This is a genomic window from Gallibacterium sp. ZY190522, assembly GCF_054166015.1.
The window spans coordinates 467,672-483,939 of sequence record NZ_CM135118.1 but is presented as its reverse complement, the minus strand read 5'-3'; the positions used below and the strand labels follow the sequence as shown (position 1 = coordinate 483,939).

The following is a 16,268-nucleotide window of genomic DNA, read 5'->3' as shown; positions in this document are numbered from 1 at the left end:
CTCCTATTTAGTATGTGCCTACCTTTACGGTAGGCATTGATTAAAGGTGATGGTTATTAAGTTTAGATTTCCAATAAAATACGTGTCGGATCTTCTAACAATTCTTTGATTGTAACTAAGAAACCAACAGATTCTCTGCCGTCTACCAAACGGTGGTCATAAGAGAGCGCCAAATACATCATTGGGCGAATTTCCACCTGACCGTTAACCGCTACCGGACGATCTTTAATCGCGTGCATACCAAGAATTGCACTTTGCGGCGGATTAATAATCGGCGTAGACATTAATGAGCCGAACACACCGCCATTGGTAATAGTGAAGTTACCGCCGGTTAAATCTTCAACGGTTAATTTGCCGTCACGACCTTTTTCAGCAAGTGATTTAATTTGTTTTTCAATTTCAGCCATACTGAGTTGATCACAATCGCGTAATACCGGAGTGACTAAGCCACGTGGGGTTGATACGGCAATGCTGATATCGAAATAGTTGTGGTAAACAATATCATCGCCATCAAGAGAAGCGTTGATTTCCGGATAACGTTTCAAAGCTTCAACAACGGCTTTAACATAGAATGACATAAAGCCTAAACGAACACCGTGTTTTTTCTCGAACTGTTCGCCATACTGTTTACGCAATTTTTTAATTGGTGTCATATCCAATTCATTGAAAGTCGTCAACATTGCAGTGCTGTTTTTCGCTTCTAGTAGACGTTCTGCAATACGTTTACGTAAACGAGTCATCGGAACACGTTTTTCACTGCGTGCCGCTAATACCGGAGCCGGTTCAGCTGCTGCAGCTGCCGGTGCTTTAGATGCGGAAGCTAAATAAGCTTCAACATCTTCACGAGTTAAACGTCCGCCAACACCGGAACCTTTAATCTTGCTCGGGTCAAGATCATTTTCAGCCAATAGACGACGAACTGCCGGACTCAATGCATCATTTGTGCTTTCCGGCTCAATTGCCGCTTGTTGACGATCTGATGGTGTCGGTTCAGTTTTATTTACGCTGGCATTTGTTTCTTCGCCTTCTTTAACAGCGCGTAATTTACCTAACAATTGTTTACTGACAACTGTTGCACCTTCTTCTTCCACAATAGCATCCAACACACCATCAATAGGTGCCGGCACTTCCAAAACCACTTTATCGGTTTCAATTTCAACAAGGACTTCATCACGTTTAACGAATTCACCTGCTTTTTTATGCCAAGTTGCTACGGTCGCATCCGCTACAGATTCCGGTAAATCAGGAACAACAATTTCTTCAATATTACTCATTTATATAACCCTCTACTTTAGTTAGATTCTTTAGTTTCAATAGTTAATGCGTCATCAATCAATGCTTTTTGTTGTTTGATATGTAATGACATATAACCGACTGCCGGTGATGCAGATGCCGGACGACCTGCATAACGTAATTTTGCTCCTTCCGGTATAGAAGCATAGAAATTATGTTGGCTACAATACCACGCACCTTGGTTTTGCGGTTCTTCTTGGCACCAAACAAAATCAGTAACGTGTTGATAAGCCGATAGAATTTCTTTGATCTCTTCGTGTGGATATGGATAAAGCTGTTCAATACGAACAATAGCAACATCCTTAATTTCACGTTTACGTCTTTCTTCCAACAGATCGTAATAGACCTTACCGGAACAAAGCACTACACGTTTCACCTGTTTTGCATCAATCGGATCAATTTCACCAATCGCATTCTTAAATGAACCGTCATACAACTCTTTCATTTCAGACACTGCCAATGGATGACGGAGCAAAGATTTCGGTGTAATCACAATCAATGGACGGCGTACCTTACGCAATAATTGACGTCTTAACATATGGTAAACCTGTGCCGGTGTTGACGGTACGCAAACTTGGATATTATCTTGCGCACAAAGTTGTAGGTAGCGTTCTAAACGTGCAGATGAGTGTTCAGGGCCCTGACCTTCATAACCATGAGGTAAAAGCATTACCAAACCGCACATTCTGCCCCATTTTTGTTCGCCGGAGCTGATAAATTGGTCAATGACGACTTGCGCCACATTGGCGAAATCCCCGAATTGTGCTTCCCACAAGGTTAATGTTCTCGGTGTGGTAGTAGCAAAACCGTATTCAAATGCAAGTACAGACTCTTCTGACAATACGGAATCCCATACTTCAAACTCACCTTGTTTATTATGGAGATGCTGTAACGGCGTATAAGTGGTGCCATTTTGTTGATTATGCAACACGGCGTGACGATGGAAGAAAGTACCGCGTCCTGCATCTTCACCGGATAAACGGATATGATTGCCGTCATCCAATAAAGTGGCATATGCCATTGTTTCCGCCATTCCCCAGTCAAACGGTTTTTCACCACGCGCCATTGCTTGGCGGTCATTGTAAATTTTCGCAACACGACTTTGTAGCACGTGATCTTCCGGATATTCACTGATCTTATGTGCCAATGCTTTAAAACGCTCTTCCGGGAATTTACTTTCGTAAGGAGAAGTCCAACTGTGATTTAAGTAAGGCAACCAGTCGATCTTATTCATATCGATTGGCGTATATTCCGCAACAACACACTCACCTTGGTCTAATTTATCGCGATAATCGTTCGCCAAAGCGGTTGCTTCTTCATCGCTGATAATCTGTTGTTGTACTAAATAATCAGCATACACTTTGCGCGGTGTCGGATGACCTTTAATTTTCTTATACATCAACGGTTGAGTGGCAGAAGGTTCGTCCGCTTCATTGTGTCCGTGACGACGATAAGAGATTAAATCAATGAAAATATCACGTTTGAATTTAGCACGGTATTCCACCGCAATGCGTCCGGCAAAGGCCACCGCTTCCGGATCATCACCATTTACGTGGATAATCGGTGCCTGAATCATCTTTGCAATATCGGTACAGTATTCAGTAGAACGTGTATCGTGCGGATTAGAAGTAGTAAAGCCGATTTGGTTATTAATCACGATACGAATAGTACCGCCGACAGTATAACCACGCGTTGCCGACATATTTAATGTTTCCTGCACAATACCTTGTCCGGCTACGGCTGAGTCACCGTGTACGGTTACCGCCAACACATTTTGACGCTCGGTATCGTGGCTACGATTTTGTCTTGCACGCACAGAACCGATAACAACCGGGCTGACAATTTCCAAGTGAGAAGGGTTAAATGCTAATGCTAAGTGAACAAGACCGTGTTCGGTCATAAAATTAGAAGAGAAACCTTGGTGGTATTTCACATCACCGGTACGATCAGTGAAGTGTTTTCCGGCAAATTCATCAAACAATTCACTCGGTTTTTTACCTAGTACATTCACCAGCATATTCAAACGTCCGCGGTGCGCCATTCCCATCACCACATCTTTTACGCCCTGTTTGCTGGCGTGACGGATAATCTCTTTCATTAAAGGAATAAAGGCATCGCTACCTTCTAATGAGAAACGTTTTGCACCCGGGAATTTTGCGCCTAAATAACGCTCCAAGCCGTCTGCTGCGGTTAACTCTTTTAAGAAAGTCAACTGCTCTTCTTTGCTGAACAGCGGTTTATTCAAAACCGATTCAATTTTTTCTTGTAACCAACGACGAATATCGATATCGGTAATATGCATAAATTCAATCCCGATATGACCACAATAAGTTTCTTTTAAAGCTTTGTCGATTTCACGCAACGTCATACTTTCACGTTGGTAAACATAATGTCCAATATTAAAGCGTTCATCCAACTCTTCGTCTGAAAAACCGTGATAATGGTAATCCAATTCATCAATCGCCGGTCTGTTCCACATCTTTAATGGGTCAAGATCAGCATTAAGGTGGCCTCTAAAACGATATGCATTAATCCATTGTAATAAACGCACCTGCTTCGCACCTGCTTCCGGATCAATAACGGTTTGCTGATTGCGACGGCCTTCACTGGCCAATTTACGGAAATAATTTTTTACCGGTGCGTGAGGTTGGTCGTTAGCCGTTTTCCATTGTTGGAAAATCTGTTGCCACTCCTCGGCTACACTGTTTGGATCAGTTAGGTAAGATTCATAGAGATCTTCAATATAAGATTGATTCGCACCACCAAAAGCTGTGGAAGCAAGCCATTCTTTCATTGTATTGTTAGATTGCATTGATAAGTCCTTCATTTTTTACTTATAGTTGAACTACAACTTCACTATTTTATTGAGTAAATCATTTTGATACACCCATTAAAATAGCTAGATGATTCACTCTAAAGTGGAGTATGCTTATTATTATGCATTAAAAAATTTTTTTCTGTGACATTTGTTACATTTTTAACAAAAAAAAAACAAAAAATTGCAAAAATTTTTTGATCTACCTCTAATTTTGAAAAAAAAGTGAGGGCAAGCAAAAAATAATGATGTTATATTGTATAACAACTTATTAACATACAGTTAAACAAACCCACAATATCATGCTGACGTTTTTCTAAAAAAGACAAGAAGGAGGAATTTATGTCAGAACTTACTGCAAAACTAACTATCAGTGATGGAAGAGAATATGATTTGAATGTACATCACGCTGAGTTAGGTTATGATGCGGTTGATGTGCAATCATTAACTTCACAAAAACTATTTACCTTTGACCCGGGTTTAATGTCGACCGCAACTTGTAAGTCATCCATCACCTATATCGATGGTGATAAAGGTGTGTTATTACACCGCGGTTATCCAATCGATCAACTTGCAGAAAATGCTGATTATCTTGAAGTCGCCTATTTATTACTTTTCGGCGAACGTCCAACCTTAGAACAATACAAAGAATTCACTCAATTAGTAAAAAGACACACTCTTGTACACGAACAGTTAAGTCGTTTCTTCAACGGTTTCCGTCGTGACTCTCACCCGATGGCAGTAATGTGCGGTGTTAGTGGTGCATTAGCTGCGTTCTACCACGACTCTATCGATGTGAAAGATGCCCAAAACCGTGAATTGACTGCAATTCGTTTATTGGCAAAAATGCCGACACTTGCCGCAATGTGTTATAAATATTCTATCGGTCAACCATTTATGTTCCCGCAAAATCATCTATCTTATGCGGGTAATTTCCTTTATATGATGTTCGCTACTCCTTGTGAACCATATGTTGTCAATCCGGTTCTTGAAAAAGCAATGGATCGTATCTTTATCCTCCACGCTGACCACGAACAAAACGCTTCAACTTCAACAGTACGTACTGCCGCTTCTTCCGGTGCAAACCCATTCGCTTGTATCGCTGCCGGTATCGCCTCTTTATGGGGGCCTGCTCACGGTGGCGCCAACGAAGCCTGCATCAATATGTTGGAAGAAATCGGTACTGTTGATCGTATTCCTGAATTTATCGCGCGTGCAAAAGATAAAAACGATCCGTTCCGTTTAATGGGCTTTGGTCACCGTGTTTATAAAAACTACGACCCTCGTGCTAAAGTAATGCGTCAAACCTGCCACGAAGTATTGCAGGAATTGAAGATTAATAATCCATTATTTGATGTAGCGATGGAATTGGAACGTATCGCACTTAACGATCCGTACTTCATTGAAAAGAATCTTTATCCGAACGTTGACTTCTATTCCGGTATCATCTTAAAAGCAATCGGTATCCCAACCTCAATGTTTACCGTAATGTTTGCTTTAGGTCGTACCGTTGGTTGGATCGCCCACTGGAAAGAAATGTACAATCAAGGCAACTTCAAAATTGTACGTCCTCGCCAAATTTATACCGGCCACAAACAACGTGATTTTGAGCCAATGGATAAAAAATAATTTCCTCCGACATTGACTTTCCTTTTTCCCACATTTTTAGCAATAAAAATGTGGGATTTTTTAACACAGAAATCCGCAACCAATCTGCATTGGCACTAACTATTTCCTAATAAATCTTGTCTAAACTTACACGAAGAAAATCTTGACTTTGATCACAAAAAAAATAGAATGAACGAACGTTCATTCACACCCCAAATAGGAGAGAAAAACCGCAATGACAGCAGAAAATGAAATGCTTCAGCAGATCTTTCGTGCAACAGAAAAGTTGATTGCCCAATATGGTGTACACCAACTCTCTATGCAAAAAATCGCTAAAGAAGCAGGAATTGCTGCCGGAACTATTTATATCTATTTCAAAAGCAAAGAAGAATTATTGCAACGTCTTGCCTTTGATCTTTTCCAACGCTTCCAAACTTGTGTTAATAAAGGAATTAATCCGGATTTACCACTATTTCAACAATATCGTCAAATGTGGTGGAATTTGTGGCACTGGCTACACGCCAACCCTCAGGTCATACTCACAATGAATCAATACCGCGCGCTGCCGGATTTTTACGACATTATCGAAGAGTGCCTGAATATTACTGATGATGCTTGGTACTGTTTAACCGAAAGAGGAAAGCAAAGCGGTGAAATTGCCGATCTGCATCCTGATATTCTGTTCAGTTTAAGCTTGGAAAGTGCGATCAATATGGCAGAAAAAGATCTTCATTTACGAATGAAAAGTGATAAGCAGGATTTAGAAAAGATTATCCAACATAGCTGGAATGCTATTTTGCCCCTTTCTTAATATGATTTATTTTTTAATACGGAGAAATTTAAATGGCTGAAAATCAGGCTGTAAAGCCTCGTCGTTCAAAACGCTTTATTGTGAAAGTCGTTTTGTTAGTCACACTGTTGATATTTGCGTTGGTGATTGCTGCGCATTTTATTAAAAAAGTGAAAACCAACGAATTCTTAAGCAATATGCCGCCTAACATTATTCCAATTACGGCGGTGAAAATTGAACCTCAAGATTGGATTCCGGTGATTAACAGCACTGCATTGGTGCGACCGAACCAAGGTGCAATGTTGAGTTCACAAGGCACCGGCACTGTCGCCAGCGTCAATATTCAATCCGGGCAACACGTGAAAAAAGGACAAGTGTTGGTTGAGTTGGATAACTCGGTTGAAAAAGCCAATCTGGTTGCGGCGGAAGCAAAACTTCCGGCGGCTAAATTGACTTATAACCGTTACCTTGCCTTGATGAAAACCAATAGCGTTTCAAAAACTGAATTGGATAATGCAAAAGCCACTTATGAAAACTTGGTTGCTACTGTCAATGGTTTAAAAGCAACGATTCAGCGTCGTCAGATTGTTGCACCGTTCGATGGTGAAGCCGGTATCATTAAAGTGAATGTCGGTGAATACGTTACTGCCGGTACTGAAATTGTACGAGTTGAAGATCGTAGCAAAATGAAAGTCAATTTCGGCATTTCGCAAGACGAACTCAGTCAATTACACCTACAACAGCAGGTAAAAGCGGTTAGCGATGTTTATCCTGATGAAACTTTCTCAGCAGTAATCACCGCGATCGAACCGGCTATTAACAAATCCACTGGGTTAGTCGAAGTGGAAGCCACTTTTGAAGGGCAAACCAAATTAATTTCCGGTATGTTCGTTCATCTTAAAGTAGAACGTCAAACCGAAACCAATCAAGTGGTCGTGCCTCAAGTTGCCATCAGCTACAATATGTATGGTGAAACCGCTTATATCCTCGTTCCGCTTACAGAAGAAGATAAAGCGAAACTCGGCGACCAATCGTTGGATAATGTCTATAAAGCACAACAAATCACAGTGCAAACCAAAGACCGTCGCAGTGTTCACGCCCAATTAGCAGCAAACCCTGCACTCAAAGCCGGCACCTATATCATTACCGGTGGGTTGCAAAATGTCAGCGGCGGCAGTTATGTCAGAATGGTTGATAAACCGGTGATTGGTGCTACTGAACCAGAAACAAAAACTAATCTTTAAGTATTAGCAAATTAGGAAAAAAGATGAAATTTACTGATCTTTTTATTAAACGCCCGGTGCTTGCCATTTCGATTAGCTTGTTGATTGTCATTCTGGGACTACAAGCAATATCAAAACTGGCTGTTCGGGAATATCCAAAACTCGTTACTACTGTAATTAATATTACAACAGCTTATCCAGGAGCAGATGCAGAACTTGTCGAAGCCTTTATTACTTCAAAAATTGAAGAGGCAGTAGCACAGGCGGATAATATTGACTATATGTCATCCTCCAGCGCTCAGGGTTCATCTAGCATTACAGTGAAAATGAAGTTAAATGCTGATCCAAACGGTGCATTAGCTGATGTATTGGCAAAAGTAAACTCGGTTCGTTCACAACTGCCTTCGGACATTGAAGACCCGACCATTACTTCTTCTACTGGTGGTTCCGATATTATGTATATCGGCTTCACCTCGAAAGAATTAAATTCCAGTCAGGTTACCGACTACATTGAACGTGTTGTCAAACCACAATTCTTTACGGTATCCGGTGTGGCAAAAGTGGAAGTTTTCGGAGGCGCTTCTTACGCTTTGCGTATTTGGCTGCAACCTGAAAAAATGGCAGCGCTCGGCTTGTCCGCCAGCGATGTAATGGGAGCATTGTCACAAAATAACGTACAGACTGCGGCAGGTAGTGCCAACAGTTATTATGTTACCTATAAAAACAAAGTGGAAACCACCACAAAATCCGCTGATGAGTTGCGCAACTTAGTGTTATTCTCTAAAAATGGCAATATCGTAAAACTTGGCGATATTGCTAAAGTTGATATGGATAAAGAAAGTGATAATGCTCGTGCAGCCGCAAATGGTGAAAATGCGGTCGTTTTAGGCATTGAGCCGGCGGCGGATGCTAACCCATTGACAGTGGTAAAAAACATTTATCCACTTTATAACTCTATTAAAGAGAGCTTGCCTAACAGTATCGAAAGCCGTGTACTTTACGATACAACCATTGCGATTAACGACTCTATCAATGAGGTTATTCACACCATCTTTGAAGCAACCGTAATCGTGCTTGTCGTGATTACAATGTTCTTAGGTTCTTTCCGAGCAATGATTATTCCGGTGGTCACTATTCCGATTTCACTTATCGGGGTAATTATGTTGCTGCAATTCTTTGATTTCTCGATCAACCTGATGACGCTACTGGCGTTGATTCTCGCTATCGGTCTGGTGGTGGATGATGCGATCGTAGTGTTGGAAAATGTCGACCGACATATCAAAGAAGGCGAAACCCCATTCCGTGCGGCAATTATCGGTACACGTGAAATCGCCACTCCGGTTATCTCAATGACTATTGCGCTTTGTGCGGTATATTCACCAATGGCGTTGATGGGCGGAATTACCGGAACGCTGTTTAAAGAGTTCGCCTTAACCCTTGCCGGTGCGGTGTTTATTTCCGGTATTATTGCGTTAACACTGTCACCAATGATGTGCGGTAATATCCTCAAGGCTCACACCAATCCGACCAAACTGGAAATTCGTGTTGAACGTACTTTGAACAGTGTAACTGATCTCTATCAACGTATGTTGGCATTGATGTTGGACAGCCGTAAATTGGTGATTTTCTTTGCAGTATTGATTTTCGCCAGCTTGCCGGTGTTAATGAGCAATCTTTCCAGTGAATTAACCCCGAATGAAGATAAAGGTGCGATTTTAGCATTGGGTACAGCACCATCTAATGCCAATATTGATTATGTACAGGATGCAATGAAACAGTATGAGAAAATCCTTTCAGAAACGCCTGAAGTGGAATTCTCTATGGTGATTTCCGGTGTGCCGAGTACCAACCTTTCATTGGCAATCGCCACTTTGACCAACTGGAGCAACCGTGACCGCAGCCAAACTGAAATTGCAAATGAGATCAACCAGAAAGCGAACGCTATTCCGGAAATCAGTGTAAACGGCTTCTCGTTCCCGGAAATTGAAACCGGTGAAGAAGGACCTCCGGTCAGTTTCGTTATCACCTCTGCGGATGATATTCACAAAATTGCGTTAGTGGCAGAACAAGTGTTAAATGCGGCAAGAAAATCCGGTAAGTTTATTTATAACAGCCTTGATTTGAAATTCGATACACCGCAAATGCACATTACTATCGACAAAGAAAAAGCAGGTACTTACGGTATCAGTATGCAGCAGATCAGTAAATTATTGGGAAGTTATCTCGCCGGCGGCACCATCACTCGTGTCGGTATCGACGGACGTTCCTATAAAATCATTTCTGAAGTGCCGCGTGCAGACCGTTTAAATCCGGAAGATTTGAATAACTATTTCGTTACCGCTGCAAACGGTGATTCAGTTCCTCTCGGCAACTTAATTAAAATGGAAATTAACTCTGAACCGCTTTCTTTAAGCCGTTTCAATCAGTTAAGTTCTGCGGTTATCAGTGCAATTCCAATGCCGACCAGCTCTGTTGGTGATGCAGTAGAGTGGTTTGAAGGTGAAGGGGCTTCTTTGTTGCCAAGCAATTACAGCTATGACTTCAAAGGCGAAGCACGTCAATTCGTACAGGAAGGTAATGCGCTGGCAGTCACTTTCGTACTGGCGGTATTGATTATCTTCTTAGTACTTTCCATCCAATTCGAATCAATGCGCGATCCGTTGGTCATTATGATCTCCGTACCGTTGGCAATCAGTGGCGCGTTATTGATGTTAAATATTCTGTCGTTGTTCGGCATTGCCGGCACAACGCTGAATATTTATTCAGAAGTAGGATTGATTACTTTGGTTGGTTTAATTACCAAACACGGAATCTTGATGTGTGAAGTGGCAAAAGAACAGCAATTATTGTTCGGCAAAGATCGTATTGAAGCCATCAGCTATGCGGCAAAAGTGCGGTTACGCCCAATTCTGATGACCACCGCCGCAATGATCGCCGGTTTGATTCCGTTACTTTACGCAAGCGGTGCTGGTGCAGTATCCCGATTTAGTATTGGTATTGTGATCGTATCTGGCTTAGCTATCGGCACATTGTTTACCTTATTTGTATTACCGGTAATTTATACCTTGGTAGCAAGTAAACACAAGCCGTTGCCAGTCTTTGAAGAAAGCGCTTCTTAATCCCACAATAAAATAAAAGGTCTGGAGCATTATCCAGACCTTTATCAATAATCTAAAAACAAAAAAGGAACATTTTCATTTAAGATTCAACAACAATTAGAATTGATAACCAATAGAAGTTGATGTACTAAGATCTTTATTACTGCCATTCATTCCTGTTGCAAAACTAAATTTTGCTTTCCAACGCCCATTATCACTTAATCTTGATATTCCAATCGCAATAGCACTACGATCACGATAAGTTCCTAAACCGACAGCAATCATACTTTTTCCATCTTTAGTCGCCGAAACTAAACCAGCCATTGCATTGCTAGCTGCAATCCCACTAGCAAGACGATCATCTAATGATTTTATATCGCGATGCAATTGATTAATTTGCTTATCCAAATTTAATTTTCTGCTTTCAAGTTGTTGAATACGATCTTCATGATTTTCTATTACAGTTCTATTCGCATTTATCGCATTAGTATTGTTGGTTATAGCAATTCTATTCGTATTTATCGCACTAGTGTTATTGGTTATAGCAGTTTTATTCGCCTCTATCGCACTAGTGTTATTGGTTATAGCTTTGTTGTTCTCCGTTATCGCATTAGTGTTTTTGATTATAGCTTTGTTGTTCTCCGTTATCGCATTAGTGTTTTTGGTTATAGCTTTGTTGTTCTCCGTTATCGCATTAGTGTTTTTGGTTATAGCTTTGTTGTTCTCCGTTATCGCATTAGTGTTTTTAGTTATAGCTTTGTTGTTCTCCGTTATCGCATTAGTGTTTTTGGTTATAGCTTTGTTGTTCTCCGTTATCGCATTAGTGTTTTTGGTTATAGCTTTGTTGTTCTCCGTTATCGCATTAGTGTTTTTGGTTATAGCTTTGTTGTTCTCCGTTATCGCATTAGTGTTTTTGGTTATAGCAGTTTTATTCGCATCTATCGCACTAGTGTTATCTGTTATCGAAGTTTTATTTGTCTCTATGCCGCTTTCTAATGTCCCAATTATTGTGTTTTCCTTTATAAATTCTTTTATTTCTGCAACAGCATCGGGATCATTGTCCTCTTCGCCAGGAATATAATTCAAAACGTAATCCCGGTAAAAATCTGATTGTCTATTAGAATACTTGGGGTGGGTTACTTTTCCCCAAGTATCAACACCAAGTATGGCATCAATAAGATCTAGTCTCTCACAAGGAGCACAAGTATCAGGCCGCTCTGTTCTATGACCGCTATCCTCATCTTTAGCAAAAACATTAAAAGATATTGACAACATCAGTGGTAAATACATAAAAAATGATCTATCTAATTTAATTAACATAGATATTTCCCCTTATTTTAGTTTAGTTTAGTTTAGTTACTCACATTTTTTAGACTAACTTATTGCTTATCTTAAGCTTTAATTTCTAAGTTAATTCATAAAAAGACTTTTTGTTATAAGCATCATACCTAGGGGGGGGGGTAAAAATCAATTAGAAAAAATGATATTTGTGAGCCGCACTCTGTTTTTTTACCTTTTACCGCTCTGTATCGCAAAACACCTCCTTTAGAAGGGAGAGAATATCAAAAAAATCCTATCCTCTCCCTATTAAACAGCCCGATTTTTTGGTAAATTTACACCAATTTTTTTCACTGTAAAAAAACAACCCCAATTTAATTACTCAGATAAGCGGAAAATTATGTTTAAAAAAATTCGTGGTCTTTTTTCTAATGACCTCTCTATTGATTTAGGTACAGCTAATACTCTCATTTACGTTAAAGGTCAGGGCATTGTGCTTGATGAACCTTCTGTAGTAGCAATTCGTCAAGATCGTGTCGGTTCGCTAAAAAGCATTGCTGCTGTCGGTCACGAAGCAAAATTGATGATCGGTAGAACACCAAAAAGTATTAGTGCCATTCGCCCTATGAAAGATGGTGTGATTGCCGACTTCTTTGTAACCGAAAAAATGTTGCAATATTTCATTAAGCAAGTTCACCGTAATAACTTTATGCGTCCAAGCCCACGTGTGCTTGTTTGCGTGCCTGCCGGCGCCACCCAAGTGGAACGCCGTGCAATTAAAGAATCAGCCTATGGCGCCGGAGCTCGTGAAGTGCATTTAATCGAAGAACCAATGGCGGCAGCAATCGGTGCCAAACTGCCTGTTTCTGAAGCGACAGGTTCAATGGTAATCGATATTGGTGGCGGTACAACCGAAGTTGCCGTGATTTCATTAAATGGTGTGGTCTATTCCTCTTCTGTTCGTATTGGTGGTGACCGGTTTGATGACTCGATTATCAATTATGTCCGCCGTACTTTCGGTTCATCTATCGGTGAAATCACCGCAGAAAAAATTAAGAAAGAACTTGCTACCGCTTACATTGCCGAAGGTGATGAAATTTTAGAAATGGAAGTGCAGGGTAATAATCTTGCAGAAGGTGCGCCAAGAACCTTTACGTTAAACACTCACGATGTATTAGAAGCTATACAACAACCGCTTGATGGTATTGTGCGTGCAGTACGCACTGCTCTTGAGCAATGTCCGCCGGAATTAGCTGCTGATATTTTTGAGCGTGGAATGGTGCTTACCGGTGGTGGTGCATTAATGAAAAACATTGATATTCTATTGGCAAAAGAATCTGGTGTGCCGGTTATCGTAGCAGATGATCCATTAACTTGCGTTGCTCGCGGTGGCGGTGAAGCATTAGAAATGATCGATAAACTCGGCGGCGATATTTTCAGCGACGATTAATTTTTAAATCATTCATTTAGCGTGGCTTAGCAATAAGCTACGCTATTTTTAGCTTTCACAGTATGAAACCAATTTTTTCAAAATCCCCTTCTCTTGGTGTTCGATTAGTTTTTGCAACCCTATTATCGGTTATTTTAATGTTTTCCGACGGGCAAACACGTAATCTATTGCAGCTCCGCAGTTTATTGGAAACGGCGGTGAGTTGGATCTATTATTTAGCCAATACGCCACGTTCTTTATTGGACGGTGTTTCTGATAATTTGGTGGATACCAACACCTTGCAAATTGAAAACAAAGTCTTAAAAGATCAACTGTTGGAAAAAAATGCCGATCTGTTATTGCTTGATCAATTAAAAGTAGAAAATCAACGGCTACGCTTGTTATTAAATTCACCGCTACGCCACGATGAATATAAAAAAATTGCTGAAGTGCTTACGGCGGAAACCGATCCTTATCGTCAGCAGGTAGTGATTAATCGTGGTGAAAAAGATGGTGCTTATGTCGGACAACCTGTTATTGATGAAAAAGGGGTGGTCGGGCAAATTATCTCTGTCGGACAAAATACCAGTCGCATTTTGCTCATTTCCGATGTAACTCATTCCATTCCGCTACAAGTGCTACGTTCCGATATTCGTGTTATCGCCAGCGGTACCGGTCGTGCAGACGAATTGGTTTTAGATAATGTATCCCGTTCAGCCGACATTGAAAAAGGTGATTTATTAGTCACTTCTGGTTTAGGGCACCGTTTTCCGGAGGGCTATCCGGTTGCGATTGTTGAATCGGTATCCCGAGAAGGCAATAACTATTTTGCGACAGTAGTCGCCAAGCCGCTCGCCTCATTGGAGCGTTTACGTTACTTGTTACTATTGTGGCCAACCAACGAAGATATCAAACGTTTACACAACTCACCGAATCAAATTAAAGAGGTGGTTAAACAGCGGTTATCATCCTCTCAAGAAATTTACGACCTCAGAAATAGAGCAAACAATGGTGATAATACTGTTCCGTCTTTAGAAAACCGTCAGCTACCGCCTGCTAAAGAAAAAATAGAAGAAGAATAAAAGGAATCTTTATGAAAGCAAATGTGTTATTTCAATGGCTGATGATCGCCTTTACTTTCGTTATCGCTTTTGTATTAGAAATTATGCCTTGGCCGGCAGAATTTAGAGGCTATCGTCCGGCGTGGGTGGTTTTGGTTTTGCTTTATTGGGTAATGGCTATTCCGAATCGAGTCAATATCGGCATCGCCTTTTTAATCGGCTTAGTTTGGGATCTCATTTTAGGCTCAATTTTGGGTATCCATACCTTAATTTTATCCATTTTTGCCTATCTGATTGCCGTTAACTCGATGATTTTACGCAATCTCTCTTTGTGGCAACAAAGCCTATTGGTCATTTTGTTCGTTTTTCTAATCCGTTGCAGTATCTTCTTGTTGGCACTGTTTTTACACAGCGCGGTATTCGATTCGCAAGAATTTATTGGCGCAGTTTTAAGTGGTATTTTATGGCCTTGGTTATTCCTGATCTTAAGAGGATTACGCCGCAAACTGGCACTACGTTAATCAGAGCCGGTGACCGGAGGCAACGCAGTGATAATGGCTTTCACCAGCGTTGCCAACGGAATGGCAAAGAACACGCCCCAAAAGCCCCACAAACCGCCAAAAAAGATAACCGATACAATAATCACCAATGGATGCAAATTAACCGCTTCCGAGAACAGCAACGGCACTAATAAATTACCATCCAAAATTTGGGTAATGGTATAAACCAGCATTAAATAACCGAACGTTGCTGACCAACCGAACTGAAACAGTGCCACCAACGCCAACGGAATTGTCACCAAGACAGCGCCGACATAAGGCACTAACACCGATAAACCAATCGCTACCGCCAGCAATAAAGAGTAATTCAGTTTGAAAATCAGGAAAGTAACATAACTGACCGCTGTTACCACCACAATTTCAACAACCTTACCGCGAATATAATTGGCAATCTGCTGTTTCATTTCATCCCACACCTGATTTACTAATTGGCGATTTTTAGGCAGAAAACGGCTCACACCGGAAATCAGATAGTTTTTATCTTTCAATAAAAAGAAAACCATCAACGGCACCAAAAAGGCATAGATGCCCAACGTGACCAAACTGACAATAGAAGTTAAAGAATAACGCAATGCCGATTCACCGAAACCGAGAATTTTCTCACGTAAACCATTAAAAACGGTATCAATCATTGCGTAATCCACATACTCAGGATAATTTTCCGGCAACGAAAGCACCCATTGATGCAACTGATTGCTCATTGTCGGCAGATCTTTCAATAGGTTTACGGTTTGATTCCAAAGGGTCGGAATCATCACAATAAAGACAAACAGCACTGCAGCGATAAAACCGCCCAGCACCAATGCTAAAGCCAATAAATGCGGAAATTTAAATCTTGTCGTCAGATACTGAATCGGTAATTCCAATAGGTATGCCAACACAATCGCAATCAATAACGGTGTGAAAAGATCGCTAAAAAAATAAAACCCGACACAAACTATCAACAACAGACTGAACAGTCCAGCCGCTTGAGGGTCACTAAAACGGCGTCGGTACCACTCTTTAAATACAGCCAACATACCCCTACTCCTTAATCAAAAACCCTTAGATTATAAGCAAGTTATTTACTTGAATAAAGGGAGAAACTATACTATGCGCACCTTTTTATTGGCT

General features: G+C 40.8%; 11 protein-coding genes. 7 read left to right on the top strand and 4 right to left on the bottom strand.

All coding sequences use genetic code 11. The features are described from left to right. Positions 1 to 62: 62 nt before the first annotated feature. Complete coding sequence (odhB, locus tag ACXPAV_RS02180) at positions 63 to 1,274, bottom strand: 2-oxoglutarate dehydrogenase complex dihydrolipoyllysine-residue succinyltransferase (RefSeq protein ID WP_039080969.1); 1,212 nt, start codon at positions 1,272 to 1,274, stop codon at positions 63 to 65. A 17-nt stretch (positions 1,275 to 1,291) separates the two neighbouring features. Beyond that, positions 1,292 to 4,105, bottom strand: a complete 2,814-nt coding sequence (gene sucA / locus ACXPAV_RS02175; RefSeq protein WP_065231115.1) for a 2-oxoglutarate dehydrogenase E1 component — start codon at positions 4,103 to 4,105, stop codon at positions 1,292 to 1,294. A gap of 345 nt (positions 4,106 to 4,450) precedes the next feature. Between sucA and ACXPAV_RS02170 the strand changes: the two genes are divergently transcribed. The 4 genes from ACXPAV_RS02170 (at position 4,451) to ACXPAV_RS02155 (ending at position 10,848) form a co-directional block, all read left to right on the top strand. Next, a complete protein-coding gene (locus ACXPAV_RS02170; protein ID WP_018347268.1) occupies positions 4,451 to 5,737 on the top strand; it encodes a citrate synthase in 1,287 nt (428 codons plus the stop codon). Positions 5,738 to 5,951: 214 nt separating this feature from the next. Beyond that, complete coding sequence (locus ACXPAV_RS02165) at positions 5,952 to 6,527, top strand: TetR/AcrR family transcriptional regulator (protein WP_458003871.1); 576 nt, start codon at positions 5,952 to 5,954, stop codon at positions 6,525 to 6,527. A gap of 32 nt (positions 6,528 to 6,559) precedes the next feature. Then, on the top strand, positions 6,560 to 7,750 hold the full coding sequence (locus ACXPAV_RS02160) for an efflux RND transporter periplasmic adaptor subunit (RefSeq protein WP_335795124.1): 1,191 nt from the start codon (positions 6,560 to 6,562) through the stop codon (positions 7,748 to 7,750). A gap of 23 nt (positions 7,751 to 7,773) precedes the next feature. Beyond that, on the top strand, positions 7,774 to 10,848 hold the full coding sequence (locus ACXPAV_RS02155; RefSeq protein WP_458003870.1) for an efflux RND transporter permease subunit: 3,075 nt from the start codon (positions 7,774 to 7,776) through the stop codon (positions 10,846 to 10,848). 96 nt (positions 10,849 to 10,944) lie between these two features. Here ACXPAV_RS02155 and ACXPAV_RS02150 read toward each other — a convergent pair whose 3' ends face one another. Continuing rightward, positions 10,945 to 12,147, bottom strand: coding sequence for a YadA-like family protein (locus ACXPAV_RS02150; protein ID WP_458003869.1), 1,203 nt, complete (start codon positions 12,145 to 12,147; stop codon positions 10,945 to 10,947). Positions 12,148 to 12,502: 355 nt separating this feature from the next. On the opposite strand from ACXPAV_RS02150, the gene ACXPAV_RS02145 reads away from it, so the two are divergent. The 3 genes from ACXPAV_RS02145 to mreD all read left to right on the top strand — a co-directional run bounded on the left by ACXPAV_RS02145 (position 12,503) and on the right by mreD (position 15,116). Further along, positions 12,503 to 13,555 (top strand): rod shape-determining protein, encoded by a 1,053-nt coding sequence (locus ACXPAV_RS02145; protein WP_039087557.1) that lies wholly within the window; start codon positions 12,503 to 12,505, stop codon positions 13,553 to 13,555. A 62-nt stretch (positions 13,556 to 13,617) separates the two neighbouring features. Next, positions 13,618 to 14,616 (top strand): rod shape-determining protein MreC, encoded by a 999-nt coding sequence (gene mreC, locus ACXPAV_RS02140; protein ID WP_458003868.1) that lies wholly within the window; start codon positions 13,618 to 13,620, stop codon positions 14,614 to 14,616. An 11-nt stretch (positions 14,617 to 14,627) separates the two neighbouring features. Then, positions 14,628 to 15,116, top strand: coding sequence for a rod shape-determining protein MreD (gene mreD, locus ACXPAV_RS02135; protein ID WP_458003867.1), 489 nt, complete (start codon positions 14,628 to 14,630; stop codon positions 15,114 to 15,116). Here mreD and ACXPAV_RS02130 read toward each other — a convergent pair. Continuing rightward, a complete protein-coding gene (locus ACXPAV_RS02130) occupies positions 15,113 to 16,174 on the bottom strand; it encodes an AI-2E family transporter (protein ID WP_013745227.1) in 1,062 nt (353 codons plus the stop codon). The genes mreD and ACXPAV_RS02130 overlap by 4 nt on opposite strands. Positions 16,175 to 16,268: the final 94 nt, after the last annotated feature.